Below are 26,913 nucleotides of genomic sequence, written 5' to 3'. Positions count from 1 at the left end.
TAATAATTCCTCCCTGTTTTTATTAAATTTTTTTACAAGAATCTCTTACTAGTAATTCCAAATTCATTTTAGGTACTTTATCCATTTTTTCACCCAGTATCGTTTTAATCACATGCACAGTGAGCGACTCGATAATTTCCTCAAAATCTACCTTTACTGTAGTGAGAGCCGGAGTACTGTATTCGCTTAACAAATGATTATCCACACCAATGATCGATATGTCGTCAGGTACCGAAACAGAAAATTCCTCTAACGCCTTTAAGGCACCCAACGCCACACTATCGTTTACCGTGAAAATCGCAGTAGGTAACTCAACTCCACGTACTAATAGATTTACCATAGCATTGTAGCCGCTTTGTTTATTGAAATCACCAGGTAAAACCCATTCCTGTCTAATAGTTAAGCCGTATTTCTTCATGACCTCAACAAAACCTTCGTACCGCTTTATACCTGCTAATCGGTTCATATTACCGTTTATAACACCTATGTTTCTGTGATTTAAACGAACTAAATATTCTGTTGCCATGGAAGCACTTTGTTTATTCGGAAATCCATACGTAATTCGATTAGACTCTCCTCGTAAAGAAGCCTCCTGATCTAATATCCCGATAATAAAGCCTTCTTCTACTAACTCTTCAACAAACTCTTCTGTTTTGTTTACTCCCATGACGATTCCACCGTCGACTCTTCTTTGGTGAAAAACTTCCTTAATTTTGTCCTTCGATCTTTGAGACTTACTATCTCTAATTACCATAGTTAAAACGTAGTAACCATAATCTGCTGCAGTCTCAATTACACGAGTAATTAAGTAAGTATGTATGGGGTCACTTGATATAATTCCGTCGTCAATTGTTATTAATACAATAGTACCAGTCTTTGCTCCTGCTAAAACTTGACCGAATAAATTGGGATAATAATTGTTTTCTTTTATTACCTTCAATACTTTTTCTCTTGTATTTTGCGGTACATTGGGGTAATTATTTATCACCCTACTAACAGTACTTCTAGAGACGCCTGCTAATTTTGCGATTTCTGTGCTATTTATTTCTCTCACTCTCATATCACTTCCTTTCCGAAAAAAAGTAATCGTGAACACGTGTTTACAATTTCAAAAAAAATATGCTTTCCTTGCATCAACCAAAGAAGAATAGGCAATTAAGTCATTTCATTATTGTGAACACGTGTTTATTTTAGTCCAAAAAAATAAGAGTCTTATACCGTTTCAATTTTTTATTAAACAAACTATAATCTTAATAGTTATTAAAGTCAACTTATTAGTTCCCAAGGATTATGTTATGTTGTTTCAAATTATTTATTAAGAGGACACAGAGGACGTTATTTCTCTTAAAATAGCTCTTTTTCAATTTTCGCGGCCACAGGGTACGCTATTTCCTCTAAATCTACTAAAAATACAGTGTTTTAGGTGAAATAAGTGCATCTGTGTCCGCGAAAACTCAAAAACTAAGAAAATCGGTAAAATAACGGCTCCTGTGTCCGCTACAATCTTCTCTGCCTCTTAACAACTTTTTTCATTTCTCAAATCTAATTGCATTCCATTTAACTCTATTTGATTTTTAAGACCAATAAGACACAGAACCTATCCCCTTGTCTTCCTAATTGTAAAAAGCCGTCAAAAGTGAAGTGACGGCTTTAAGACTTTCTCTAGAGCGCCCCGTAAATTACATTTCGTATTCTTGGTTGGTGATACGCTTCAAAGTTTGGCATCATTTGCTGCATATAAACAGCGGATAATTTCTCTTTTGTGTCAATTAAAACCCATGTTCCGGCTAACCCACACCACCCGAATTCACCAAGAGTACTATTTATTCCTGCTACGGTAGGGTCCATCATTACTCGAACACCCAAACCATATCCGTAGCCTGATAGAAATGGCCAATTATAGTTGGTTAATTGTTCTGAACTTAAATGATTGGTAGCCATTAATTGAATCGTATTTTTCCCTAAGATGCGAACACCGTTCAATTCTCCGCCGTTTGCTAGCATATGAGCGAATTTACTATAATCCCCTATTGTCGATAATAAACCACTCCCACCACCTTCAAAACTTGCATCTGATTGGTGATCCCTATCAAAAGCTATGTTTTTAGTTAATCCACTGGTAGTGTAATTATACAAACTACATAAACGCTCAACTCTGTCTTGTGGGATCCGATGAAAAGTATCTTTCATATCTAGTGGATCAAAAATTTCATCCTTAAAAAATTGACCTAGCGTCTTTCCAGATACCACTTCAATTAATGCACCTAAAACATCGTGACTAAAGGAATAACGCCACTCTGTGCCAGGATCAAAAGCTAGAGGGATCGATGCAAGTGTTTTTGACATGTTTCGCAAAGTCATACCTTCACCCGAGGCTAGAACTTTTTGAACTTGAATTTCCGTCTCGTCATTTCGACCGCCATAAGTAAGACCTGAAGTCATTGTAAAAAGATCTTTTATAAGGATCGGCCTGGTAGACGGCGTTGTATAAATTCCTCCCTCTTTATCTCTACGATATACTTGGGCATTCTTGAACTCCGGTAAATACTCTTCAAGCGGATCATCTAATAAAAATAAGCCACGTTCATATAACATTAAAGCAGCTGTACAAGTAACAATTTTAGTCATTGAAAAAATTCGATAGATTGTTTCTGGTCCTATAGATCTATTGGATTCTACATCTGCTAAGCCAACATACTCCTCAAACAATTGCTCACCATGATGAGTTACCGTTAAAGCGCAACCAGCAGGGCCTTTCTCCACAAAACTCTTAAGTAATGGGCGTAACCTTTCTAAACCTTCCACTAGAATCGTGCCTCCTATTTGATAGTTTTTTATCAACGATATTTTTGCGAGAAAATATTTTAATAGTACTGCCAATATTGTCTGTCTCTTAGAAATTACAGTAAATTATGAAATTTAACAACTAGAAGACCAAGGTTCACTATCCCTTTCAATCACAACTAAGAAGACGTACCTGTCCCGTTGTCTTTTTTCAAATTCTCTTCATTAATGATGCAATTTTTTGCTCATCTGTATTTTGCGGAAATTGCTCTAATTGCTCAATCACCAGCTCTTTTCGTTCCACTGAATGGTTTTGACTTAACTTCGCTTTCCCTTCTACTCTATTAATTTTCATCTTAAATCCTTGAATCCCTTTGTTTAAACCAGCGAGGTACTCAGGATCTACCTCCTGCAATTGGTATGAGCTGTCAGGAGCTTCATATTTCAACACCATATCTTGTAATGATCTCATTACCTCGTCTTCATCTTCAACTAACTCAATTTCTCCATAAACATGAACGGTGACATAATTCCATGTTGGTACTGCCTGGTTCGTCTCATACCAAGATGGGGAAATGTAACAATGAGGACCGTGGAAAACAGCTAGAACCGTCTGATCTTTGATATCTTTCCACTGTTTATTCGGACGAGCAAAGTGTCCATATAAGTATGTATGGTCCGCGTTCAAGAGTAACGGTAAATGAGTTGCAACTGGCATACCTTCGTGCCCGGAAAATAGAGTCGCAAAGCTATATTCTTTCATCACATCGTAAATCATGGTTTCGTCGGTGATTTTAAAATAAGAAGGGATATACACACAAATCCACCTTTCTAAATTGTTTTGGTCATGATAAAGTCACCTTGCTCTTCATCGCCCATATAAAATGAATGGGCTCCAGTTTGAGCTCTCATATTTTCTGGTGAATACTGATCTTTAAATGTTTCGTTGAACGTTTCAATACTAATCTCCCGAAGTTGTCCTAGATCTTCCAGTGTGCACTTTTTGAACAAAACCGTCATAACAAACTCCCCTCTTCTATCCTTAATAGTCTCCGCATGAAGAGCGGGTGACCAAAAATAACTGTAGAAAAAAGTAACTATCCCAATCCTTTGGTCAGGCATCGAAGGATGGTTACTTTTTTCTGTCTTTGACGATGACTATGAGATCAATTAAACAACCCTGATAAAGGAGCCTGCCCCTCGACGTAACAAAGAACTACCGCACTGTCGGGGTTAGGCATCATTTCCATTGAACTATCGAACTACCGTATCGCTTAGTTAGCATATTTATCACCTTTGTCTAATCCTCCTTCCATAGACGAGTATCCTCATCATTCCTATGAAAAATCCTTTCTATATTGAATGGCCAAGTATATCCCACCAGCTAAAAATGCTAGCGCGTACTTGAACAAGAAAAAAATATTCCACATATAGTCTTTCGGAAAAATTATGTCACATAGAATAATCGCCCACAACACACAGTAAGAGCTTTTCAAGAAGATTTTATTTGTCCGTTCGTCATCTTTCCCAATCTTCTTATAAAATACATAAGCAAAAATCGCACTACCAATAAGCAGTAAAAAACCAACTCCAATTAGAATATTCCAATTTCCCGTAGATAGTTCAGCCCAGGACTTTAGAGGGTAAAAAATTGAGTTAGGGATATCTGCGATAGACTTAATTTCCATTTTGATCATTTCCTTTCTCATAAGTGAAAATATCGTTTACATCAACCTTAAAAAATTCTGCAATTCGAAAAGCTAACAGCAGAGTCGGAACATAATTTCCTTTTTCCATTACGAAAATGGTTTGTTTGGATACCCCGACTTTCTCTGCTAATTCTTGCTGAGACATTCTCGCAAGTACACGATGTTCATAAACCTTATTTGATATCGAATCACCAAAATCTTTCTTCAAAACCATCACCTCTTGTTATATATTATAAACCAACTTTTTACAAAAAGTAAAGTAAACTTTTACAAAATAGTTAAATAACTTTATTTTTGTTTGGTTTATTTTACTTAACAAGAGCAAGTAAGCAGAAAGTTGATAATCGTCAGGTTAACATATCGTTCAGCTGTAATTTGTGGTTATTGGTATTAAAAGCGTACATAGGATTATTTGAAAAATCATTTGTGTATAAGTAATGTAATACAACACAGAATGAAAAATGACCGAACGCGCTAACGTCCGGTCAAGCAATTACATCCGTGTCCAAAGTTCTAGATAATGAAAAAAGTAATCATCCTAACCTTTGTCTGGGGGCTGGACGGTTACTTTTTTCTGTCTTTGACGATTTTACTTTCTATTATAAAACCGATCTCTAATCCGTTTCATTCTTCGGTGATATTCAAGGATTTCCAATCTTGCTTTCTCAGCTTCTGGGGCGATGGGTCTAAGTTTTTCAATTTCCCAATATTCAATAATCGCCTCTAAAACTTGGTCAAAGTATTCGAGTGGACCATAGTTTGCTTCTTTCGCAATGATAGCCATGCGATCCTCAAAATCTGGCATAACCGTACCTGGCATTTGAAAGTTCATAATGACCTTCCCTAAGTAATAACAATAGTTCGGCTCTAATTCTAAATGGTACTTAATGACATCACGGTAAAAGGCGTAATGCAGAGTTTCATCCTTCGCCAGTCTCTTTAATAAGATGTCTAGGTCTTTATCATATAGTTTCGCTTCTTTTGCGACATTATTATAAAACACCATTGTGGCCAATTCCTGCAATGAGGTATAGACCATCGTTTCAAAAGGTGTTTCATAATCTGGACTCCAGCCCATTTCTACCGTTTGCTTATGAAGTTGATGTAAGCGTTTTGGATCTACATTCCGTGTAATTAGTAAGTATGTCTCAAGAAGGTTCGAATGCTGGTCTTCCTCAGCAGTCCAGGTATGAACAAAATCACGAATAACCGACAATGAACCTTTAAAGGTTTGTTCTAAATGTGAAGTAAACCACGGCAAATTCACTTCTGTTAACAACGCCGTTTCAACTGCCGTAATAATACCATTTGGCAAGGTAACCTGACTTTCATCCCATGGGACCCTGCGAAAGTCTTGGGCCTTATCCCAAGGGAGATAGTCATGGTAACCCCAGTCTATTTTTTCAGATCTTTCTTTATGTATTTCATACAGTTCAAGTAATTTTGGTTCCAGTCTGAAATCTAAATGATTAGTTAACATTATTCTCTCCTTTTAGTTAAATGAGTGACTAAAATCATTATGGGCAAAAAGTGTACTTAAATATAATGTAAGAGAACACAATCTGCGACAAAATGATATTGTGAGGCTTCGTTATTATATTTTCAAAATTTAAATTTTTCAGATTACACTACCAGCATATTGTATACTTGTCCAAAGAAAGTACACAAGTGATAAATGTAATATAATGAAAAATGACCGAACGTTGAGAACGTCCGGTCTAGCAATTACATCCGCATCAAGAGCGGGTGACCAAAAAAAGAATTACTTTACTATTGAAAAAAGTAACTATCCTAATCCATGGTCTGGGGCTGGACGGTTACTTTTTTCTGTCTTTGACGATGACTATAATCAATGATACAACTACTATCAAAACTAAATTTGATTGAAGTACTACAATAATTGCTTCATATGTCGTCATGCTCGCTTTATGTAATTGCATATAATAATTATACCGAACTTATGTTCTTTTATCTATATTTTTTAGAGGACACAGAGGACGTTATTTCTCTCAAAACAGCCCATTTTCAATTTTCGCGGCCACAGGGGACGCTATTTCATCAAACTCAACTGAAAAAGACCTCTTCTAACAAAAATAAGTGCATCTGTGTCCGCGAAATCTCAAAAACTAAGAAAATCGCTATAATAACGGCTTCTGTGTCCGCTTATATTAAAGCTCACAGTCAAGTCAGCCCCACTCAAGTAACCTTCTATCTCGATGTTATCCATTTAGCTCCATTACTTTAAGATATTTAAGACACTGTACCTGTCCCCTGTCTTTCCCATAAAAATTGAAACTGGTAAAAACCTCTTTATTTAATGTCTATCCATAAAGAGAATAGTAATTCAAGGAATAATTGCTAAGCCTATTAAATACCATTTAGTTTTCATATCACGTTAGCCTCACTTTTTAAGGTTCCCTGGTAAAAACTAATTATTACTTCCTCGTTAAAGTTGTACTGAATAAATGTCTTAAATAAGTGGATATTATTTAACAAGAACCCATGTGGAGGACCTATATGCGAGAAGAAAAAAATGTAAGGTTAACATCTTCCGAAATCTCAGTAGTTTGGAGCAGTTTCCAAAATAACAGTTTTTCAATTTGTATTTTGAAATATTTTTTAGCTAATGTTGATGACCCTGATATAAAGTCTGTAGTACAATTTGCGCTCGATATATCTGTTCAAAATTTAAATTTCAGTAAAGAAATCCTACAAAACGATAACCAACCTCTACCAATCGGATTTACTGATGAGGATGTAAACCCAACAGTTCAACGTTTGTTTTCAGATTCGTTTTATTTGTATTACCTAAAGAATATGTCTAAAGTTGGGTTATCTGTTTATGGTGTAGCTTTAGCAATCGCCGCACATGCCGATGTACGTCAATACTTAAGTCAAGCGATACAAACTTCAACTCAGTTATATAATAAAACAGCTGAAGTTTTATTAAACAAGGGTTTATTTGTAAGACCCCCTTATATTACAACTCCCAATCATGTTGACTTTGTTGACAACAAGAGTTACTTAGGTGGAGTGCTAAATATCAATAATAGACCATTAAATGTTATAGAAATCACTCATATCGAGGCAAATGTTGAAACGAACGCCCTAGGTAAAACTCTTATGGTAGGTTTGGCGCAAGTTGCAAAGTCTAAAAATGTTCGTAACTATTGTCTAAGAGGGAAGGAAATAGCAGGAAAGCATGTGCAAGTCTTTGCTAAAATGTTAACAGAAGATGACCTTCCCTCACCAATGCCATGGGATTTGGAAGTAACCGATTCAACGGTATCACCATTTTCGGATAAACTGATTATGTTTCATTCATCTTTAATAATTGCATCAAGTATTTCAAATTACGCAACTGCCTCAGCAGCCAGCCTAAGAACTGATATCGCAACTTCTTATGTGCGCCTATCAGCAGAGGTTGCTCAATTTGCAAAAGACGGTGTTGATATAATGATTAAAAATGCATGGTTAGAACAGCCTCCACAAATTCCAGACCATAAGGGATTAGCAAAATAATTATAATTAGCAACATTTGTTCTATATTTGTTAAATATGAAGAGCCGATTACTTTAACTGTGTAATCGTCTCTCACATAGGATTTTTCGATAGTTATTGTAATCTATTCCAAGAACTATCAAAATTAAATTTGTCATTTTCGATCAAAACTTGGATGTACGTAACTGTCCGCAATCTTTATTAATTCGGAAGGGCAATATTTGCTTTTGATAGTTTTGTACCTTACCCCATAAGGTATTTTGTAGTGATTGGACCGTAAAATTGATTTTCGGATTGTAAATAGTCTACTTTGGACTGTAAATTTACGATTTGGATCATAAATACTCAATTTCGGACTGTAAATTTAGGAAAGACTATTCTACTCTTGTGCCCTGAATGTAAAATAGACTCTAAACTATAACAAAAGACACACTAGTTATACTAGCGTGCCTTCGTTTTATTATGCTGCGACGGTTTTATTATGAATTACCTCTTTATTTTTGAAAATTAGTCCTTTTAGGTAAGGCATTACCCAACGGTCTCCACCAAAGCGACCTGCATTGTAGCCTGCTGCTAGGATAAAGAAGGCAATTAAGATCATCCAAGGGTTAGTTGAGATAGTTCCCGCGAACATGAATGAGAAGTTCATCACTACGCCGAAGAATGCTGCATAAGTTGTTAATACTCCAAGGATTAGTCCAAGTCCTACTAGGAATTCGCCCCAAGCAACCATAAAGCTAAAAATATCGGCACTTGGTATCGCGAACTTTTCTAAGAATGCTACATAGTTCGGATAAACCACTTCTCCATGACTCACAACTGGATTTGCCACTGCATTATTTAAATATCCTGCTGCGCTGAACGGTTCACCAGTAATTTTGCCCCAGCCTCCAGTTAACCATTTCCAGCCAAGGTATACACGTAAGAAAGTTAAAATTCCTGCTGCTACTTTATGATTTCTTAAAAAATTCATGACCATGATCGATCATCTCCTCATTGTTGTATTAGTTTGTTTAATAGCGAGTGATCGATTGGGATGTTACTTAGTAAGAGTGTGTTTGTGATCACTAACTATCTTCACTCATAGTATATAATGCATAAGCAGGTTACGACCGTCCCACTTGTGAACATTATATTGTGAAACAGTGAACAAAGTGTGAATTAGCTGCCTGTCCCCTTTACCCAAAACAAAAAAAGCTAGGAGGACGTCCCCTTAGCTTTAATATAGTAGGAAGGCTATCACAACGTAACGCATAACTTTCCTAACTTCTATAACTTATAATATACGCTATGCCCCTTCAATTGCTTGAATCGGGTTGATAGTCTAAAATTCCCCTTAATAATTCAACTCCACTTAAAAAGTAGTCTTTTACCTTTTCGTTCTGGGCAGTCTAGAAAATCCACTTAATAAAGATTTTCCCTATATATTGTTGTTGTACCATTCATGTAAATGTGCTTATCCTTATGGCGAATGAATATCACGAACAATTGCAACTAAGAACCATTCTCCGTTCTCTTTTTCAAAAACAAAGCGTAACCCTTGCCACAAATAAGATTGATCATAGCTTGGAAATGGGGCGTAATACTCCACGAACCTTCCATTTGGATACACGTCTTCAATATTATTAATGATCCCCCCACCTGGCGTTTGGCTTTGATTGTATAACACGAGGCTATAAGGTACCTTTGGATTGCCGGAATATTCGAAATGAATAAGGTTATCCTCAATATATTCCTTTGGAGAGAACCAATAGTATCGTCCGTCTTTCGCATGATCTTTTCCAAAAAGGTATAGCTCATCGTTTTCCCCGAAGAGAGCTACTTCATCCTTTCTAAAAATAGGATCAGTCTCTTTTTCTACGTACGCATAATGAGAAAAGAGCAAGCCTTCAGTTGGATGAACAAGTTCAGCTAATTCTCTCCAAGCTTCGTTTTCAAGAGTTGAAAAAGCTGTTTCTGCTTTTTCCATAATCGTCGTTTTTTCTAGATCAACGCCAATTTCTTCTATCTCTAAATCAAGGAAATTATAACGGATCGCTGCTACTTTCCCATCAAAAACAAGTTCGTTATTAACATATATTTTTGCTACTTCTTTCGGCTCTTCAAACAACTGTGGCTGATGGTATATATTGGCCCCTAAGCCATGAGCAATTAACTCTTTTAACGAATTTTCTTCAATGTTTTGACCCTTTGTCATTCCTTCTACAAAAATCGTAACTTCTCTTGCACCTTCTTCAACTTTCACAACAGAAAATTCACTTAAGGCAAACGGATAGTCATAATCAGGACGATCGTGATTAGCAAAAAATTCAGTAAATAGTTCATCTAGCGTTTCAAATGGTTTATAGTGCTGACGTAAAAAAATTCCTTTCCCAGTATTAACCGGAAGTAATGAAAAATGTCGATTCACTTCAATATGAATCGGGGTCCATTCTTCCCCATAATGATTAAAAGGCACGCCATTCCCGTAAGCGGTATAAAATTGAACATCTTCGCTCCAGTTTCTTGCGAACGTATAAACACTATAACTACCCATACTAACCCCGGTAGATCCACGGACATTATGCAAATCGAGTTCTTTAAAATATAAATGTAAATGACCACTCTCGAGCTTAGCATCCAGTAACGGAATATCAGATCTTGCTGGTGTTAGTTCATAAGAACCTCGTAAAAGTTCCTTCAACGTTTCACTCGTATGAAAATTCACTTCAGCTACTGTTTGTTTCGTAACACCTTTAATAGCAGCAGGAATAAAGTACATTGCATTTGTATCGGTTAAGGCAATGGTTTCATAGTGTCCCCCTTCATCGTAAACACCGTAGTAATAAAGATTTTCTTCTGGAGCTACTTCTACTTCTGTCGGCTCTTCCTTATCAATGATTTCTTCTAGAGGCTTTTCATCAGTCGGTTGCGTCTCTTCCTGTTCGTTTCCCATCAAAATCGGATAACCAATGATGAAAATGAGAAACAAAACAGCAGCACTTGATGCATAGACTAGTGCATACTTCCATTTTGACAGCTGCTTCTCTTTTTGAATGCTTGCTTGAATTTTGCTTTGTAAGTCATTTTTCCGCTCTTCGTTCCAAATAATATTTTGATTAAGCTCCTCTAAATCTCGGTCTCTATCAAATGGTTTTTTCATGACCAATCCCCTCCTTTATAAGCTGCTCCTCTAATGCTTCAAGCCCTCTTTTTAATGTCATTTTCACCTTACTTTCTGACCATTGTAAAATATCTGCTGTTTCCTGAATGGATAAAGCTTTAATTTTCCGTAAAATAATCACTTCCCGGTAAGTAACCTTTAGCTGACTTAACGCTTGGTAAAGCTCCCTCGAACTTTCTTTTATTTGAATGACTTCCTCAGGTAAAGGGGCTGGATCTGTTGTCGGAAATAAATTTTTAAAGAAAAACAGCGGTTTCCGCTTTCGCATTGCATCAATCGATACGTTATGGGCAATTCGATATAACCACGTTTTCGGACTCGAATTCCGTTCAAAAGAATGATAACTTTGATAAGCCTTTACAAACGTATCATGAGTTAAATCTTCCGCCTGCTGATAATCATGCGTCATCATTACTATATATTTGAAAATGGCGTCACTGTAATCTGTATACCAATCAGTAATATCAGTTTCTTTGTTGAAAGACATGAAAGCTGCTCCCCCCTTTGCTTCATTTACTATATAGACGAATGAACCTCTCATTAAGTCACATTTTTTTTAGTTTACCTTCTGTTCAATACTTCGATAACTATGAACAATCAAACAACCAATCAAAACGCCATCACAAAAAAAAGAGTTGCATCGCTACCATTGTAGCAACACAACCATCTTTTGCACCATTAATAACTATTCACCTTCTCCTTTAACATCACTAGTTCCGACAACAAGAAATTAAACCTTTGCTCCATTTTCGCTTGCATGTTCTTCATTTCTGTTTGGTAAAATCCAATCAACTCACTGTGGTCAGTTTTAACCTCCAGCTCAGATTGAACATTCGTATTCACAAGTCTAGCAATGTAAGAGGAGACGACTTTTTCCGATACTTCTTTAAAAATAACGGCTTCTGTGTCCGCTTCTAATAAAGCTCTCCTTTAATCAGCTTGCCCAGATGATGTGCTACTCTTTACATGCTTTTTCTACTCAACTAGCGTTCCATCTCAAGGAATACCATTTAACTCAATTACTTAATATATTTAAGACACTGTGCCTGAAACCTTTTCTTCTAAAAAAAAAACACTCCATATAGTGAATTGAACAGAACCCAATTCAAAGACAACAAAACCTAGTAGCTGTGTCTTACTTTTTAGAGTTCACTTCACTATTAAAGCGCTTTATAGATCGAGCTGTTCTAAAATTTGCGATTCAATAAAATCCATTCTATGTTTTGGAACCATTGTTTGTTTTTTTAGTAACATACTCTTATGTATTGTTGTTATTTGTGTTAGATCGACTTCAATGCCATACCTACCTTTGGATATAAAAGCAAAACCTTCTAATCTATCATTAATTAAATCTTCATACCATAATTCTTCACTGTTTCGTTCTGTAAGACCGAAAACTGGTGCAACTTCAACATATGAAAAGTTATCTGACCTATTAATAACGTCATTAGATAAAATAATTGCTTGTCGAGGTTTAACAGTAATCAGGACATTCTGCTCCACAGCCCTTTTGTTACCATCTACAACAATGGGGTCAAAATTTCCATTTCTCTTCTCAATACTTATGGTGCCGTCTTCCTTACGAACAATAAATTTTAAAGGTTGCTCTGTATCAGAAAGATAATACATTGCAACCTGAAAAAAATAACCTCTTTCAATTTCATGCCAATTAGCCGAATCAATGAATTTTTAAACCGACACTCAGTTATTTCTCCCCAAAAACACGTTCATAAGTTAGATTGCTTAACCCACCATTTTTTTTAGACTTTTCGTTAATTATGGCTAGGCGTTCCGGGGTCGCAGTCGATAGTAATTTCGATCTTTCTCTTTTAGCTTTTCTAAGAGGATTTTGCTTCAATACTTGTTCTGGTAATGCCATGTCTTTTTCCCCCTTATCATTACACATATACCGATCACCTCTGCTTATGTTGTAAAAAAGTAAACAGCATCAAGTTATCACAGTATACGGATAATATAGGATAATTATACCAATTGCTACTTAAGATTGTCCATATTTGTTCAAGTGTCATTACTCTTATTTTGTAAATATTAGACACAAAATGTTTGCATCTTAAAGATAAAAAAGAACGGTTCCATTGCTACTACTCTAGCAACAGAACCACCCCGCCATTAATAACTATTCACCTTCTCCTTTAGCATCACTAGTTCCGACAACAAGAAGTTAAACCTTTGCTCCATTTTCACTTGCATGTTCTTCATTTCTGTCTGGTAAAATTCAATCAACTCACTTTGATCAGTTTTAGCTTCCAGCTCAGATTGAACATTTGTATTCACAAGTCTAGCAATGTAGGAGGAAACGACTTTTTCGGATACTTCTTTAAACTCATACCCTCTCTTTAAAAGCCCTTCTTTTAAACCATCTAAATACGTAAATCCAACCAGCATAAATCTAGCATTCTCGTCATTTACTAACCCATCATATCTAATAAGTTGACCAACTGCGCTGTAGTCTACCTGTTTTTTTACTTCCACAAACAAGTCATTACCGAATTTATCTTCAAATAATAGGTCACATCTTTTTCCATGGATATAAACCTCGCTACCCTTAAAACGTAATCCTTCTTCAATCAAACTTGGATTTAATATTAACGCGTTATGTAAATCTTTCTCTTTCATCATCTTAACTCCCACTCCCTCTTTTTTGTCTCTCATTCTATAAATACAAGTGAGTTTAAAAAGGGGTGGGGCAATTTTAAAAATATTTATTAAATCTCTTTAAAATATTTATTTCCTAAAAAACAAGTCTCTTTTCTCTTTGAAAGATATTTGATAAAATAATTAATTTTCCTGTATAATAAACGTAATACAACCATGAAAAAAGACCGAACGCTGCGAACGTCCTCAAGCAACTACATCCGCATGAAGAGCAGTGGCCACAAATAATAGTAGTGAAAAAAAAGTAACTATCCTTTTCCTTGGTCGGGGCGGTTAACGGTTTCTTTTATGTCTTTGACGATGACTATGATCAACTATTATTTGAAAAATCATTCATGTATTGTATAATAAACATATTACAACACAGAATGAAAAATGACCGAACGCTGCTAACGTCCGGTCAAGCAATTACATCCGCTAGAAGAGCGGGTGACCAAAAAAGAATTAGTTTACTCCGAAAAAAGTAACTATCCTTATCCTTTGATCTGGGGCTGGACGGTTACTTTTTTCTGTCTCTGACGATAACTATGATCAATGAAACAACCCCTATCAAAACTAAATTTGATTGAAGTGCTACATAATTGCTTCATACGTCGTCGTCATGCTCCCACCTCCCTTCTATCGGGAGATGGTCAACCGCCCATCCGCTTTATGTAATTGCATATATCAATTATACCGAACTTATGTTCTTTTATCTATTATTTTTTAGAGGACACAGAGGACGTTATTTCTCTCAAAACAGCCCTTTTTCAATTTTTGCGGACACAGAGGACGCTATTTCCACAAACTCAACTGAAAAAGACCACTTCTAGCCTAAATAAGTGCACCTGTGTCCGCGAAAACTAAAAAACTAAGAAAAACGTTAAAATAACGGCTTCTGTGTCCGCTTCACTCAAACCTATTAACTACCTACCTTAGCTAAAGACCACTTCTTTCAAAAAAAGATGGCTATACCACTACAACCGTAGCAACACAACCACCCTTAAACTATTCATCTTCTCCTTTAGCATGACTATCTCCGACATTTACTACCCAAATCCCAATGACAATACTATTGGATAATGAAATTCATTGGACCTTCAAATTCATCCCGCATTACAATACACACTTTCAGAATTTATTACCATAAAAATATCATTTTTTTACTTCTTCAAGTTCTCCCCAAACGATGTACGCTATCCCTACTACTAATGTACATAGACTAAAAATGTTTAAAGTAGAACCAATATCACTAGCCATATCGGCTATTATTCTCCCATTACCTATTCCTAAAGCCGAACCAAAAATGGCGACACTTAGATATTTTATTGATACTAAAAATGCAGAAATAGCTATAAATCCTACTCCAGCTCCACGCTTTGTCACTCAAAAACCTCCCTATCATGTAAATAAAACACTCCGCTACTTAGAAAAATCAATACCGTTACTCCCACTTTGGAAGAGTAAGTGAAAGAACTGTACGGACGTTTTTCAATAACCATTCCCTCTCACTTTCCTTTTCCACTTGTTCTGCTGACCGTTTGGCAAGTGAGATATATTCATCTCTTTTTTTCAAATCTCCCTCTACCGCAAATGCCCTTGCTAAGGCTTCATATGCAAATCCTAAATCAAAATCACCTAGATTGTTGGTTACACAAAGTTCCATAGATTTATTTGCATGAAATAAGGCAGGTTCAGGTCTACCTACGAGCGAATATACCCTTGAAATTTGCCATTCACCTCTTGCAAAATGTAAAGGAGTTCCTACTATGCCCCAATGGTATCGAGAGGCATGAGCTGCGTTCACCATGCTGTCATCTTCTAATTTACTTCGATCAATTTTTTCAATTAAGTCCCATGTATGATTGAACAAATCGATTGCTAATTTCTTATGTAATTCCTTGTCTACAGTAGTTTTCATTTCCGACATAACTATTGTAATCCTCCTTAGAAATCAATCTAGTAAACATACCTATTCAACAAAAAAATCTAGTTTCCTTCTTCAGCAATACTCATAGCGTTACTACGAGACATCTCCCTTGTTCCATTACATCACAGTAGTCACCTTTACAATCCGTATTTCCTTTTAATTCGTCAAATTTATCAAAAATTAATTTAAATTTAAGCCTGAAGCTACACTCAAAATCCCCCTTCAAAAAATATTTTTCTACTATATTACATTATATGGAAGAATACCGTCTATAGTGTGTTTTTGAAATTGCAACTCCACTAGATAATGGTTTTAAAAGGAGTTAGCAAAGTGACAGTTGAAGAACAAAAAGAACTCTTTTTAAAGCTACTAGGTGAAAGCCTACAAAGAAAAAGAAGTCTCACTGGGAAAATACAAATTGACCTTGTAGAAGATGCAATTAATTACAAGCATTACGGTAAAATAGAAAAGGGCAACGTTGATGCAAGAATTTGGACTCTATTTTGTATATCTGAGGCACTAGATACCTCTTTACCTAGTATTCTTGAAGAAGTCATAAAAGAATACAAAGCCATTCTAGCTAGTAAAGAAGACAAACAATAGTCTCCCTATCTCCGACAACCACTCGTACTCCCCTATTTCTAAAATAAAATCCAATACGTAACACCAACTACATATTGCAGGTTTTAGGGGAGTATCCTACATTCATTCAGCATGCTTTTCTAAGCCACAATTATAAACTTTTACACCTAAAGGAGAAGTTGCTGTTAATGACACCTGATATTCTATCAACTTATCACGTTAGTAATGCTACTCAAGCCCTCCTCTCAGTTGCTCATCCAGACTATAGTACGATTGTTTTTGAAAACGGTTACAAGATTTATGTAAGGCAAACACCCACGCAGCTGATCAAAAAAGCTTGCATCCCCGGTGGCTCGTCTTACGAAGGCAGAAGAACGGCTGTCAATATGTTAATCGGCGCAAAACACAAAGTTCCAATTCCTATTTTTCCACCTGAAAACATTTATGCTTTCCCTACGCACTCCCCTACTCAATTTGAATGCTCCTGGATCTTCTTTCATCACGTCAAATGTGTAGTACCTTACGCGAAGCAAACGAAACTGACGTTTAAAAATGGACAGAGAATTATTCTTCCAGTCTCCTACTACACGATCGAAAAACAGATGAATCGTACCGCTCAATGTATGGTCCGCTTTACTCACACCACTTATGCTCAACAATTCACATATCTAACTTAATCTACTCTAGAAAGGAACTACCCATCCATGAGACCAGGCCACATTAACAAATTCGCTTATTTAAGTCGTTTCAAATCCGTTCAAGAATTTAATAAAACCATTAAGCATTTCATTGATACATATAGTAAAGAATTTACAAAGTCTCAGAAACTTGCGTTTCAAACACTGACTCAATACAGCATTAAAATCATTGGCGTTTGCAACGCTCGTATTTGCCAACTAGTCAAAGCAACACACAAACATAACGAGGGCGGGATCTCCCGCTCTACGTTTGAACGTATGCTGCAAAAAGCAAAAAAGTTGGGTATCCTCTCGATTATTTCGACAACAAGAAAAAATGGAGGAACCTCTCATAACGTCTACATCTTCCAACCTTTTGACGGAGCGCCAACCAAACAATTGACAGAGCGTAACTGTCCTGAAATCCCCCCACAAACCCATACAGCTGTAGCGGTTGAACCACAAGTAACAGGTCAGGAATCTTTAAAAGAGGTTGAAAACTTTACTAAAGAAAAAAACAAAAAAACAATACAAGAACTTAGTCCTAAAACACTAGAAGAACTAGACTATACATATGTACCAAGCTATGTTCCAGAACAATTCATTAAAACCGTAAAACCCTTTTTTACACGAGCGACAGAAATTTGCCAGTTATGGGATCGTGCATTAATGGCTTATCGGTCACGGAAAATAAGAGACCCAATTGGTTGGTTCTTGCCCTTAATCATCAAGGCATTTAAAGAAACCGTCTATAAGTATAAGCAAAATCGTATAAAAACAAGCTTTGTACAGTATTTTTTTGGTGCTGTTTATGGGATATTGGCTGTGGAGAGAAGGACGATTGACCATAACACCCGCGTTCAAAAGTGGCTGAAATAGTAGTTACATAAAGGCGTATTACCTGTAAGCGAAAAGTCCAAATAGGCATCTCAGTATTTGGACTCCTCTATCACATAAGATTACTTCTTCAGATTATCCTTCGTCAATAAGGCAATTTGTCGTTCAACTGTATTTGGTGGAAATTGCTCTAGTTGTTTAATCACTAGCTCTTGTCGCTCAACTGAATGGTTTTGACTCAACTTCGCCTTTCCTTCAATCTTGGTGATTTTTATTTTAAACCCTTGTATACCTTTGTTCAAACCAGCGAGATACTCAGGATCGACGTCCTGTATTCTGTATGAGCTGTTTGGAACTTCGTACTTCAATACCATGTCATTTAAAGTACTCATGATCTCAACCTCATCATCGATCAGCTCGACTTCTCCATAGGCATGTACTGTCACGTAATTCCAAGTCGGTACTGCTTGATTTATCTCATACCAAGACGGAGAGATGTAACAGTGAGGACCATGAAAAACCGCTAGTACCGTTTGACCTTTGATATCCTTCCACTGCGGATTAGGACGAGCAAAGTGGCCATATAAGTATGTATGATCGTTGTTCAAAATCAACGGTAAATGAGTAACAACCGGCATTCCATTGTGCTGAGAAAAATAGCGTCGCAAAACTATGTTCTCTCATAAACTTGTATGTAGTCGTTTCATCTTTGATCTTAAAATAGCTAGGGATATACATACAAAACCACCTTTCAAAGTTTTATAAGTGTTTTGGTCAGGACAATGTCTTATCGCTACTCATCTCCCTTGAAGTTTGGTGGGCAATCAAAAGATGATCACAATCTTATAGATTTTACCACAAGAACAATACGAATAGAATAGAGTATAACCATTGAACAAAACTGACTAACCATAAAAACTTAACAATAACAATAGCATAGCCCCGAAGTCTTTTTTCTAAGAAAGCACTCAAACTGAGTGCTTACTAAATTATATAATTATTGATTAAAAAAATCCTCCACCACTTACCTTTGATATAGCTCTACAAAATTTGCCCCATTTAAGAGGAAAGTGATTACTTCCTCTTTTAATTTCACAGTAATTCTCGTATTCAATTCGAACACTCCAGTGTGTACCGTCCATCGCATAAGCAAAATACTTTTCTGCCCAATTTACAATATCACATTTATGAAGCTCAGATCGGAACCATTCTATTAGTTCTTTTGTTGGAATAATAGCCTCTTGATCTTCAATATGATATTCGATCCATTCATTCTTCTCAATGTCATTCGTTTTTAAGTCAATTTTCACTTCAAAATATGGTCCTGGAAAACCACCTGCATATGCGTATATAACTTTTATTTGTTCATAGATTTTCTTACCACGGTACTTTTTCCAAGTGTAATCACAATTAATACAATAAAACTTACTATTACCAATAGTTATTTCATCTGCATTTTCTATAGAATCTTTAGATAATTGTAATTCTGGTATATTTGGTAAATCTGGTATTATGTCGTACGTATTATTTTGCCTACACTTCGGACACATTGGGTATGTTCTTCTAGGAGTATACACGCTGTTCCTCAATTCATTATAGAATTATCTTAAATTTATATAACGAACGATCTTGGTCTCTCTTATTTTTATAGTAGAAAGAACGAGAAAAAAGACATGAATAATAAAAAAAGTGCAAGTATCATTACAGATTTTGCATTATCAAAACACCAACAAAGGGAATAGATAGCGAAATCACTTAGACTAGAATCATTACTTGCTTTATCACGATTCCCATTTAAATCTTTAATCTTTTCGTTTCCTTTTTGGACGTCCATTGTTCACACTCCTTTTTTTTGTTACATACTTTTATCAATTCTAGTGAATACTAAGAGAAATATTCTACTAAGAAATTTGTCTACCGTCCGACGAAGTAAAGTACTACCGCGCTGGTGGTCAGCTACTATTTTTAAAGTCTCTTCTGCCGGATGTTTAATTTCCATATCTTCAATTGTCTTGAAAAAATAATTTTAGCTAAACACTTGGCCACGTAAAATCATTTTTATAGTATTTCGACTTTAATTTTGCAAGGTCTCTTTCCCATTCGGAGATTGCATAATGAAACTTTTTAACTCCATTCTTTTGCCCTTTCCTTAGTTTTACGTTATGAGCAATCGTGTAAGCTATTGATCTTAAGCCAACTAGAGGAACAGCTTGTTGAAGAATAGCCCAACGCTTTTCAGGAGTAATTCCGGTTATTTGGTAACCCATTTTTTTCAGATCGCTTTCATTTCTCATTTGATTATCTTCTTCATTCTGATAGTTTCCTGTTATCTCTGTAGAAGGCCATTTGAAGTGATCATTGTTCAATTTTTCGGACGTATTCTTTTTCTTCTTATTTTGGTTTTTATTGATATTTTCACTACTATTGTTAATGCTACCCATTACTTCTACATAGCCACTATGTTTTATAGAGAAATTAATCGACTTTAATTGGTAATCATTGACATAGGCAACTCCGCCACCATTATTTGATAATACAGTAGTGCGTAAATAACCCTTTAACTTTTTTTCATACTGATTGTTAAATAAGGCAATATCTACTAATTCCTCAGTGAGGTTCTGAGAATTATTCGTACCTATATCTACAGAGTTCAATTTTGTGACTCTACCTAATTTCCTGATTTGCTTTGGTATAGTAGTTGATTTATTTTGAGTAATTAATTCTTCGTTAAGTCCATCTATTTTCTTTTCAATCTCTAGGCTTTTTTGATGTATTACTTTTCTAAATTTTTCTTTTTCAATAGGATGAAATGTTTTTAAATCGCTAATTATTTTATAGATTTTTGTGGACTTCCCATTCCAAGATTTTAAGATAGTAGCAACATCGTGAAAAATACTTAAATCATGATTAGTACGATCTTTAATCAAAGCTTGCGTATTTAAATTTTTTAGCATTTTTTCCGTCTCGTCAGAAAGGAAAGCATACCATAAAAGCTTGGTTATAAGGTCGCTTGACAAATTTTCTTTCCACCGCCATCGCGCTATCATATCTCTAAAGAAGCCAATAAAATATTTATCAAAATCCAGCATAATACATGTTTTATAGAATTCCAGATGTAGGGGTAGTAAAACCCTTTTACTCACATCGCTATTCAAACTATGAATCCATTGGTTAAAATTAGTTTTTAATCTTTCTCTAAACGTACTTTTTTCTGCGAAATTGTTTATGATCTTGAAGATAAGTAATACATTCTCATTACTAATCTTGTGAATACTATTCGTAGTGTTAAGTTCTATCAGTAAATCCAAGAAAGCATCGACAGAATTTTCATCTACCTCTTTAATGTTTCTAATGGTCTTTAACACCAAGAGTAAGCCCTCAGAGTCCTGTAATTTAATTGCCATCCTAAATAGAAGGATTGCCTGCTTCCAACAGTCGTTTTCCGTAGATTGAGTATCCATTATTTGATGACACAATCTAACTAGATCATTTCTAAGGTTTGCTTTTTCTTTTTCAAACTCTAGCAACTCCCCTGATAATTGACGCACTTGATTTTGCTGTTTTACAGTTTCCAGTTGTTCTTCATAACGTTTTTGGTTCTTCTTAAACTCATCAAATACAACTAGACTAATATTATCTAACTCTTTATGTAAATTGATTGTAATACTTTTCTTCAAATGCTCAAAGGTTTCCTTCATGTTATAGATCACCCTAACTAGATATTATCTATTCTACCTAAATTGTAGCAACACTATCATACAACGTCGATGCCATTCCTTTGGAAATACAAGATAAACATGGCAAAAAATCTACTAAAAATAAACTTGCTAATTCTAAGAAAAAGGTGCCTGACCCCCGATGTAGTAAAGTATTACCGTACTGGGGGTCAGGCACCATTTCATTCTTATTTGGACTCTTCTACCACATAATATTACTTCTTTATATTTTCCTTCATCAATAAGGCAATCTGTCGTTCAGCTGTATTTGGTGGAAATTGCTCTAGTTGTTTGATTACCAGCTCTTGCCGTTCAACAGAATGATTATTAACTTAACTTCGCTTTTCCTTCGACCTTAGTGATTTTCATTTTAAATCCTTGAATACCTTTGTTTAATCCAGCAATATACTCAGGATCAACGTCCTGCAAACTGTATGAGCTATCTGGAGCTTCGTACTTCAATACCAAGTCATGTAAGGAACTCAAGACCTCATCCTCTTCATTAATCAGCTCAACTTCTCCATAGACATATGTACCGACACATAATTCCAAGTCGGTACTGCTTGATTTGTCACAAACCAAGACAGAGAGATCTAACAATGAGGACCATGGAAAACAGCTAGTACCGTTTGACCTTTGATATTCTTCCAATGCGGATTGGGAAGTGCAAAGTGGCCATTTAAGTATGTATTCTCGTTATTCAAAATTAACGGTAAACAAGTCGCAACGGCATTCCATTGTTCCTGGAAAAAAGAGTAGCAAAACTATGGTCTTTCAAAAAAAAACATTTGCTTATTGGTCCCCAATGGCATGTGAGGCTACTTTTAAACCAAACCGATGTGTTTCATCACAAATAACCTTTAGTTCTTCGTAGTTTAATTCGGCATTGTCTACCGATTCGCCCTCTTCCCTATCATACACCCCACCCGTTGCACTCACCTTTATAACCATTGCATTTTTATAGATTTGTTCGCGAGTAGCTTTCAGTATTTCTATTGGTCCGTCACAAAGGAGTTACTTTCATAATCTTTCCATCCTTGACCCAAATGACATGACCTGATCGTTCCTCTAGCTCTACACCGTAAAACACGGTGATCCTTTTAGTACTATATCCATCAATTTCCCCTCTCTAAGGCCATTTGCATAAACCCTTTACTACATACATATAAACCCAAGGGCAGTAAAAAGCAAACATAAGATTTAAAAAACAATGGTTGCTCCTCCCCCTTTCTTTCCTTCCTTAACATCAAATCATTGCAATCTGATCTTGAACGTGGTTAGTTTTTGTGACCCCTTTGCTAACAACTTTGCCATTTTTAATGACAATTTTATTAGCTTTAAGGCTACCTAGGTTCATTAGTGGGTTTTCATCTTGAATGAGTAAGTCAGCTATTTTACCTTCTGAGAATACACCTCTATCATCAAGTCCGAGACATTCCGCAGCTACTCTAGTTGAAGCCTGGATGACTTCCATTGGACTCATCCCCGCATCATTCATGATACTTTATTCGTCAAAATAATATTCTGGTGGGGTAATTGTAACGTAGAAAGTAATAGCAAGGGCTACGATTACCCCTATGATTGTAGCAACAACGATTTGTGAAGTACTTAAGATGTGGTGAACGTTGTTTTCTACTGTGAATATCGGTGGAGCATTGAAGAGTGCATTGGCAGGGCCAATTGCCATTGGTGATAATTGCACACCAATAGCAATCAATGGTATTAATACACCTGCGACAAAAACCTGCATTTGTTAGCGCATCCATACTAGAAACTGCTCTAGAAGCCCTCTTAATTGGTTCTTTAATTTTATTAGTTAACGTTCCCCTAATAAATATTGTCACCCTACTGGACTCATAAAAAATGTTAAGGAACCAAAAAATGAGGCAACACTTGCAGTTCCGACTTCTTTTTTATCCAACATTTTAAATGGGTTTGGATAAATCGGTGACGATCTTTATCTGTAGTCAGTGCCCTCATTGCAGTACATTTTTAATATCGTTGTCATCATATAAGTTGTTTTCCTCTCATGACAAGTGCGCATGGAACTGCTAAATAGATCTAAGACAATAAAAAAGAAAACCCCGGTAGTCGGGGTCGAAATTATGTTAAATTATTGAATTTATAGGGTTTTACATTAGTGATGTGTAAAATTTATGCATAATAAATATAAGTTTATTAAATATACCCTGCATCAGTATCAAATCAATTTCGAATAATATTTTTGACATCACTTAAGTAGTCATCCGTAACCTCAGGAATTAGTAATTCACCATCGATAGCATCAAGCATTATTTGTTCTTTTTCTTTTAACCTTTCATAGACTGCTTGGTCAATAAAGCCACCATGTGCTCTATCCCCCTTAGTCATTAAATAATAATAACGTGTATATTGATCTTCTTTTAATCCTAGACGATGGATACGATCTCTTGATTGTAACATAAATGTTAAATTGAAATTATATTCAAAATAAACAGCATCATGAACAGTTTGATGTAGCGAAATAGACTCACCTAATGTATTAGGATTGGAAATCATTACTGATACATTACCATCACGAAAATCATTAATTAGTTGAACCCGTTCATCCTTTGGTGTCCCCCCGTAAACGAAATTTACAGATATACCTTTTTGTTGTAAAGCATTTTTAATTTTTTGCATCGTTTTTACAAACATTCCCCAAACAATAACTTTTTTTCCATCCTTAACTAACTCGGTTATTATTTGAATACCTTTGTCAAATTTTTGAGATGGAATTGTATCTACTTGTAAGTGTTTATAGGCATTCCTTCTTGCTTTTTCTCTCTCTTCATTATTTAATGCATTAAATTGTGTTAAATCAAATTCATCATCCAAAAATCCTAATTCTTGATATTCTATTTTATCTAACAATAAAGCAGGATTTGTAGACGCTTGTAATAAGCGCAAATAAAGCGACAAAATATTCCCTTCATTTTCATATATTGCTTGTACTAATTGTTTTTGCCTTTCATTTGCTTCTACAACAATCAATTTGTCTGGTTCTGCTTCTGGCACATTTAATTTAGATTTATTGGTTCGCCAAAAAAATGGTTGAATTCTATCATTAATCTTTTCAACTTCTGGGTTTTCTAAATCTCTTACTTCCCATCCAAAGAAGGAATCATACTCTTTATCATAGAGTAAATGGAGAAAGTTGTAGATATCTTTATAACTATTAGGAATTGGTGTTCCTGTTAATACATAATGGTATCTAGCTTTTTGCCCTAGGTTTAGAGCAGCAATCGCTCTTCTCCCCCCAATCCCTTTTATCCTGTGAACTTCGTCAAATACAATCATCGTGTTTTCATCAATTAATTCATTTAAAATAGATAATTTTCCTTCTAAAGCTTCATAATTGATAACGATGACTTCACTTTTCCCCCAATCAGTTCGGATTTTTCCGATATTTCGGTATTTAGAATCTCTTAAATTCATATAATACAAAGAACGTTTCCTACCAAATACCTCAATATACTCTGTACGCCAAGCTTCAAAGGCATTGATTGGTGAGACAACTAATAATTGCCTCACCTGTCCAATTTTTTTACTGCTTAAATAAGCATATGCTCCGTACATCATAGCTGTTTTACCTGCACCTGGAACTGAAAAGTTGGCTGCTTTTTTCATTGTAGATAAATAAAAGCTAGCTTGTAACTGTTCTGGTTTCAATGGTCGAGTTATTTCTTCATCTAAAGTGTTTTTAAATGAATTTAGATCATCTTTCCATCGTTCATCAGATGATTTAATTGTGCTTCCCGCGATACGTTGTTCATAAATTGCATATTTATTTTGTTGAATATACGCTTGAATTTCAGAACTGGTCTCTAAAGTCGCTGAACCAATACGTGATAATGCTGCGTTAATCTCTTCAATCAGTTCTTGTAATGCTACATAATTTAATTGACTATCAATCAACAGGTGCTCATAATAAATAAAATAACTTTGATAACGATTTAATATGCGTCTCACTCTTCCCTGTTTAAAATATTCTCTAGGTGTATCTTGAAGTTGAAAAAATTCTTTTCCATCAAATTCTACAGAAACAAGTCTAGGATTAGATTTCATCATCATAAATTTCTATCAACTCTCTGCTTATTAAGTTTATTTGAATTAAACTTTCTCGAACTTCGTTAATTTGATCTTTACTAAAATTATTAAAATTCAAATTCCCAGTCAGCCCGTCACCTTTTTGCATATCTTTTAGACTATTCAGTGTCTCTTTAACATCACTTATAAAACTATCAATATTTTTCCCGCGATTTTGTCGATTCATTGTTCGAACATATTCTGAATTTATCTCTCTTAATTCTTGTGTTGTATTCTCTAATGCGCGTCGAAGCTCGGTGGCAGAATTTATCGTTTTTTCTTCTAATTTATCCTGTAAATCGTTAATTGAACCTTCTACCGATTCATTAAAGCTGTTATTTGCATCAGTTGCTAAAATATTTTTATAATACTCTCGAATATCCCTCCCAGTATCATCCCCAACTGATAACATTTTACTTAACAAAGCAAAAGCAGTTATTTTTGTTTGTTCATATATTGGACCTTTTTTTGGAAATTGCCTAGATAACTTTTTTGAAAGCTCAAAAAGCGGAGTAAAAAGTTTAGTATCTTTAATAATATGAAATGCAGTAGATCTTGCGTTAATAAAAGTTAAAAAGTCTTGCATTAGTAATACTGTCTCTATACGGTCTGAAACTTCCTTTTTACTAATTTTTGCTTCTTTAGAATAATCCGCTTCACTTATCAATTGATCCACTACTACAGTCTGATAAATATCTACAGATAAGTCTACTGGATCATATGCTTGTCTTTCTTCTGTTCCCATTTGAATAGCGAGTTCAAGCCGCTTAATTTCTGCTCGTTCTGTCTTTGATTCATAAGTAAAAGGCAAGACAACTGCTTCAAACATGAAAGTTTCTCCAGTCTCTTTAGCAAGTTGTCTCAAAGCAGTATAGCGTCTATTCCCATCAATTACTCGACCATCTGCTAACACGTACCCAAATACCTTTTGACCATCCACTTTGATAGATTTTTTTGTCTTATTTAATTTTCCTGGATTATCTTCAATAATCATTTTTTCAATCATTTGATTGTATTCAGCATTTACGCTATCTAATGCTGGGTCAATTTTAACATCCTGCCGAGAAATAGCCGAAGCAATCCGACCATTCTCGTCATTATAATAAAGATATTCTAATGGAATCCGGTAAACATCTAACATCCCATCAGTTACATTTGGAACTTGTATTGGTAATTTGGGTTTTGATCCAGTTTTAATTAACTGACCGCTTCCAACCAATTCTAATAAAGAAATTTTATTATCCATTGTTTT

Annotated in this window: 28 protein-coding genes and 2 pseudogenes; 5 read left to right on the top strand and 25 right to left on the bottom strand. The window is 35.4% G+C overall.

The features are described from left to right. Positions 1-22: 22 nt before the first annotated feature. The 7 genes from DS745_RS21545 to DS745_RS21515 all read right to left on the bottom strand — a co-directional run bounded on the left by DS745_RS21545 (position 23) and on the right by DS745_RS21515 (position 5,973). A complete protein-coding gene (locus DS745_RS21545) occupies positions 23-1,060 on the bottom strand; it encodes a LacI family DNA-binding transcriptional regulator (protein ID WP_129080309.1) in 1,038 nt (345 codons plus the stop codon). Positions 1,061-1,662: 602 nt separating this feature from the next. Further along, positions 1,663-2,805, bottom strand: a complete 1,143-nt coding sequence (locus DS745_RS21540) for a serine hydrolase domain-containing protein (RefSeq protein ID WP_129080308.1) — start codon at positions 2,803-2,805, stop codon at positions 1,663-1,665. A 190-nt stretch (positions 2,806-2,995) separates the two neighbouring features. Then, entirely contained in the window at positions 2,996-3,601 is a 606-nt protein-coding gene (locus DS745_RS21535) for an FMN-binding negative transcriptional regulator (RefSeq protein ID WP_129080307.1), read from the bottom strand. Between the two features lie 14 nt (positions 3,602-3,615). After that, entirely contained in the window at positions 3,616-3,804 is a 189-nt protein-coding gene (locus DS745_RS21530) for a hypothetical protein (RefSeq protein WP_129080306.1), read from the bottom strand. A 317-nt stretch (positions 3,805-4,121) separates the two neighbouring features. Continuing rightward, positions 4,122-4,472: a DUF2178 domain-containing protein gene (locus DS745_RS21525; RefSeq protein ID WP_129080305.1), complete on the bottom strand. Its 351-nt coding sequence runs from the start codon at positions 4,470-4,472 to the stop codon at positions 4,122-4,124. Then, positions 4,462-4,707, bottom strand: coding sequence for a helix-turn-helix transcriptional regulator (locus tag DS745_RS21520; protein WP_129080304.1), 246 nt, complete (start codon positions 4,705-4,707; stop codon positions 4,462-4,464). Before DS745_RS21520 ends, DS745_RS21525 begins: the two co-directional genes overlap by 11 nt. 375 nt (positions 4,708-5,082) lie before the next feature. Next, entirely contained in the window at positions 5,083-5,973 is an 891-nt protein-coding gene (locus DS745_RS21515; RefSeq protein ID WP_129080303.1) for an acyl-ACP desaturase, read from the bottom strand. 205 nt (positions 5,974-6,178) lie between these two features. Between DS745_RS21515 and DS745_RS24725 the strand changes: the two genes are divergently transcribed. Together DS745_RS24725 and DS745_RS21510 are read left to right on the top strand one after the other, a co-directional pair. Beyond that, positions 6,179-6,349, top strand: coding sequence for a hypothetical protein (locus DS745_RS24725; RefSeq protein WP_161568343.1), 171 nt, complete (start codon positions 6,179-6,181; stop codon positions 6,347-6,349). A 661-nt stretch (positions 6,350-7,010) separates the two neighbouring features. Further along, positions 7,011-8,015, top strand: coding sequence for a DUF3231 family protein (locus DS745_RS21510; RefSeq protein ID WP_161568342.1), 1,005 nt, complete (start codon positions 7,011-7,013; stop codon positions 8,013-8,015). Positions 8,016-8,454: 439 nt separating this feature from the next. On the opposite strand, the gene DS745_RS21505 is transcribed toward DS745_RS21510, so the two are convergent. The 8 genes from DS745_RS21505 to DS745_RS21475 all read right to left on the bottom strand — a co-directional run bounded on the left by DS745_RS21505 (position 8,455) and on the right by DS745_RS21475 (position 15,742). Continuing rightward, entirely contained in the window at positions 8,455-8,973 is a 519-nt protein-coding gene (locus DS745_RS21505) for a DoxX family protein (RefSeq protein ID WP_129080301.1), read from the bottom strand. Positions 8,974-9,456: 483 nt separating this feature from the next. After that, a complete protein-coding gene (locus DS745_RS21500) occupies positions 9,457-11,136 on the bottom strand; it encodes a hypothetical protein (protein ID WP_129080300.1) in 1,680 nt (559 codons plus the stop codon). Further along, positions 11,120-11,644 (bottom strand): RNA polymerase sigma factor, encoded by a 525-nt coding sequence (locus tag DS745_RS21495; protein ID WP_129080299.1) that lies wholly within the window; start codon positions 11,642-11,644, stop codon positions 11,120-11,122. Before DS745_RS21495 ends, DS745_RS21500 begins: the two co-directional genes overlap by 17 nt. A gap of 683 nt (positions 11,645-12,327) precedes the next feature. Further along, a complete protein-coding gene (locus DS745_RS21490; RefSeq protein WP_129080298.1) occupies positions 12,328-12,786 on the bottom strand; it encodes a type II toxin-antitoxin system PemK/MazF family toxin in 459 nt (152 codons plus the stop codon). A gap of 76 nt (positions 12,787-12,862) precedes the next feature. After that, complete coding sequence (locus DS745_RS24720; protein WP_161568341.1) at positions 12,863-13,036, bottom strand: hypothetical protein; 174 nt, start codon at positions 13,034-13,036, stop codon at positions 12,863-12,865. Between the two features lie 251 nt (positions 13,037-13,287). Then, a complete protein-coding gene (locus tag DS745_RS21485; protein WP_241657899.1) occupies positions 13,288-13,797 on the bottom strand; it encodes an endonuclease NucS domain-containing protein in 510 nt (169 codons plus the stop codon). 1,170 nt (positions 13,798-14,967) lie between these two features. Beyond that, a complete protein-coding gene (locus tag DS745_RS21480) occupies positions 14,968-15,198 on the bottom strand; it encodes a hypothetical protein (protein WP_129080296.1) in 231 nt (76 codons plus the stop codon). Between the two features lie 58 nt (positions 15,199-15,256). Beyond that, a complete protein-coding gene (locus DS745_RS21475; protein ID WP_129080295.1) occupies positions 15,257-15,742 on the bottom strand; it encodes a hypothetical protein in 486 nt (161 codons plus the stop codon). Positions 15,743-16,072: 330 nt separating this feature from the next. Between DS745_RS21475 and DS745_RS21470 the strand changes: the two genes are divergently transcribed. The 3 genes from DS745_RS21470 (at position 16,073) to DS745_RS21460 (ending at position 17,880) form a co-directional block, all read left to right on the top strand. Continuing rightward, on the top strand, positions 16,073-16,345 hold the full coding sequence (locus tag DS745_RS21470) for a hypothetical protein (protein ID WP_129080294.1): 273 nt from the start codon (positions 16,073-16,075) through the stop codon (positions 16,343-16,345). A 167-nt stretch (positions 16,346-16,512) separates the two neighbouring features. Then, a complete protein-coding gene (locus DS745_RS21465) occupies positions 16,513-17,001 on the top strand; it encodes a competence protein ComK (protein ID WP_129080293.1) in 489 nt (162 codons plus the stop codon). A gap of 27 nt (positions 17,002-17,028) precedes the next feature. Then, a complete protein-coding gene (locus DS745_RS21460; protein WP_129080292.1) occupies positions 17,029-17,880 on the top strand; it encodes a hypothetical protein in 852 nt (283 codons plus the stop codon). An 80-nt stretch (positions 17,881-17,960) separates the two neighbouring features. Here DS745_RS21460 and DS745_RS21455 read toward each other — a convergent pair. From DS745_RS21455 to DS745_RS21415, 10 genes and pseudogenes are all read right to left on the bottom strand, one after another. After that, positions 17,961-18,576 (bottom strand): annotated as a pseudogene (locus DS745_RS21455) (FMN-binding negative transcriptional regulator). 266 nt (positions 18,577-18,842) lie between these two features. After that, positions 18,843-19,415: a hypothetical protein gene (locus tag DS745_RS21450; RefSeq protein WP_129080291.1), complete on the bottom strand. Its 573-nt coding sequence runs from the start codon at positions 19,413-19,415 to the stop codon at positions 18,843-18,845. 68 nt (positions 19,416-19,483) lie between these two features. Then, positions 19,484-19,672 carry a hypothetical protein gene (locus tag DS745_RS21445; RefSeq protein WP_129080290.1) on the bottom strand — a complete coding sequence of 63 codons (189 nt, stop codon included), beginning with the start codon at positions 19,670-19,672 and terminating at the stop codon, positions 19,484-19,486. 196 nt (positions 19,673-19,868) lie between these two features. Further along, positions 19,869-21,536: a hypothetical protein gene (locus DS745_RS21440; RefSeq protein WP_129080289.1), complete on the bottom strand. Its 1,668-nt coding sequence runs from the start codon at positions 21,534-21,536 to the stop codon at positions 19,869-19,871. Positions 21,537-21,769: 233 nt separating this feature from the next. Further along, a pseudogene (locus DS745_RS21435) lies at positions 21,770-22,350 on the bottom strand (FMN-binding negative transcriptional regulator). Continuing rightward, positions 22,347-22,493: a hypothetical protein gene (locus tag DS745_RS21430; RefSeq protein ID WP_196121297.1), complete on the bottom strand. Its 147-nt coding sequence runs from the start codon at positions 22,491-22,493 to the stop codon at positions 22,347-22,349. The pseudogene DS745_RS21435 and the gene DS745_RS21430 overlap by 4 nt, the downstream one beginning before the upstream one ends. A 307-nt stretch (positions 22,494-22,800) precedes the next feature. Further along, positions 22,801-23,037, bottom strand: coding sequence for an amidohydrolase family protein (locus DS745_RS25275; RefSeq protein ID WP_277750952.1), 237 nt, complete (start codon positions 23,035-23,037; stop codon positions 22,801-22,803). A gap of 21 nt (positions 23,038-23,058) precedes the next feature. Continuing rightward, positions 23,059-23,304, bottom strand: a complete 246-nt coding sequence (locus DS745_RS25270) for a hypothetical protein (protein WP_241657897.1) — start codon at positions 23,302-23,304, stop codon at positions 23,059-23,061. Positions 23,305-23,759: 455 nt separating this feature from the next. Beyond that, a complete protein-coding gene (locus DS745_RS21420; RefSeq protein WP_196121296.1) occupies positions 23,760-25,646 on the bottom strand; it encodes a DEAD/DEAH box helicase in 1,887 nt (628 codons plus the stop codon). After that, positions 25,630-26,907, bottom strand: a complete 1,278-nt coding sequence (locus tag DS745_RS21415) for a hypothetical protein (RefSeq protein ID WP_129080288.1) — start codon at positions 26,905-26,907, stop codon at positions 25,630-25,632. The genes DS745_RS21420 and DS745_RS21415 overlap by 17 nt, the downstream gene beginning before the upstream one ends. Positions 26,908-26,913 lie beyond the last annotated feature (6 nt).

It is taken from the genome of Anaerobacillus alkaliphilus, assembly GCF_004116265.1.
GTDB classification, from domain to species: Bacteria; Bacillota; Bacilli; order Bacillales; family Anaerobacillaceae; genus Anaerobacillus; species Anaerobacillus alkaliphilus.
Note: the sequence above shows the minus strand (reverse complement) of the source record. Positions and strands in the feature narration are given on the sequence as shown.

Bases quoted from the DNA above. Each gene is read 5' to 3' on its own strand.
- DS745_RS21545 (WP_129080309.1), bottom strand. From the start codon at position 1,060: ATGAGAGTGAGAGAAATAAATAGCACAGAAATCGCAAAATTAGCAGGC.
- DS745_RS21530 (WP_129080306.1), bottom strand. From the start codon at position 3,804: ATGACGGTTTTGTTCAAAAAGTGCACACTGGAAGATCTAGGACAACTT.
- DS745_RS21525 (WP_129080305.1), bottom strand. From the start codon at position 4,472: ATGGAAATTAAGTCTATCGCAGATATCCCTAACTCAATTTTTTACCCT.
- DS745_RS21520 (WP_129080304.1), bottom strand. From the start codon at position 4,707: ATGGTTTTGAAGAAAGATTTTGGTGATTCGATATCAAATAAGGTTTAT.
- DS745_RS21515 (WP_129080303.1), bottom strand. From the start codon at position 5,973: ATGTTAACTAATCATTTAGATTTCAGACTGGAACCAAAATTACTTGAA.
- DS745_RS24725 (WP_161568343.1), top strand. From the start codon at position 6,179: ATGAAAAATGACCGAACGTTGAGAACGTCCGGTCTAGCAATTACATCC.
- DS745_RS21510 (WP_161568342.1), top strand. From the start codon at position 7,011: ATGCGAGAAGAAAAAAATGTAAGGTTAACATCTTCCGAAATCTCAGTA.
- DS745_RS21505 (WP_129080301.1), bottom strand. From the start codon at position 8,973: ATGGTCATGAATTTTTTAAGAAATCATAAAGTAGCAGCAGGAATTTTA.
- DS745_RS21500 (WP_129080300.1), bottom strand. From the start codon at position 11,136: ATGAAAAAACCATTTGATAGAGACCGAGATTTAGAGGAGCTTAATCAA.
- DS745_RS21495 (WP_129080299.1), bottom strand. From the start codon at position 11,644: ATGTCTTTCAACAAAGAAACTGATATTACTGATTGGTATACAGATTAC.
- DS745_RS21490 (WP_129080298.1), bottom strand. From the start codon at position 12,786: ATGTATTATCTTTCTGATACAGAGCAACCTTTAAAATTTATTGTTCGT.
- DS745_RS24720 (WP_161568341.1), bottom strand. From the start codon at position 13,036: ATGGCATTACCAGAACAAGTATTGAAGCAAAATCCTCTTAGAAAAGCT.
- DS745_RS21485 (WP_241657899.1), bottom strand. From the start codon at position 13,797: ATGATGAAAGAGAAAGATTTACATAACGCGTTAATATTAAATCCAAGT.
- DS745_RS21475 (WP_129080295.1), bottom strand. From the start codon at position 15,742: ATGTCGGAAATGAAAACTACTGTAGACAAGGAATTACATAAGAAATTA.
- DS745_RS21465 (WP_129080293.1), top strand. From the start codon at position 16,513: ATGACACCTGATATTCTATCAACTTATCACGTTAGTAATGCTACTCAA.
- DS745_RS21460 (WP_129080292.1), top strand. From the start codon at position 17,029: ATGAGACCAGGCCACATTAACAAATTCGCTTATTTAAGTCGTTTCAAA.
- DS745_RS21445 (WP_129080290.1), bottom strand. From the start codon at position 19,672: ATGGACGTCCAAAAAGGAAACGAAAAGATTAAAGATTTAAATGGGAAT.
- DS745_RS21440 (WP_129080289.1), bottom strand. From the start codon at position 21,536: ATGAAGGAAACCTTTGAGCATTTGAAGAAAAGTATTACAATCAATTTA.
- DS745_RS25275 (WP_277750952.1), bottom strand. From the start codon at position 23,037: ATGAGTCCAATGGAAGTCATCCAGGCTTCAACTAGAGTAGCTGCGGAA.
- DS745_RS25270 (WP_241657897.1), bottom strand. From the start codon at position 23,304: ATGCAGGTTTTTGTCGCAGGTGTATTAATACCATTGATTGCTATTGGT.
- DS745_RS21420 (WP_196121296.1), bottom strand. From the start codon at position 25,646: ATGATGATGAAATCTAATCCTAGACTTGTTTCTGTAGAATTTGATGGA.
- DS745_RS21415 (WP_129080288.1), bottom strand. From the start codon at position 26,907: ATGGATAATAAAATTTCTTTATTAGAATTGGTTGGAAGCGGTCAGTTA.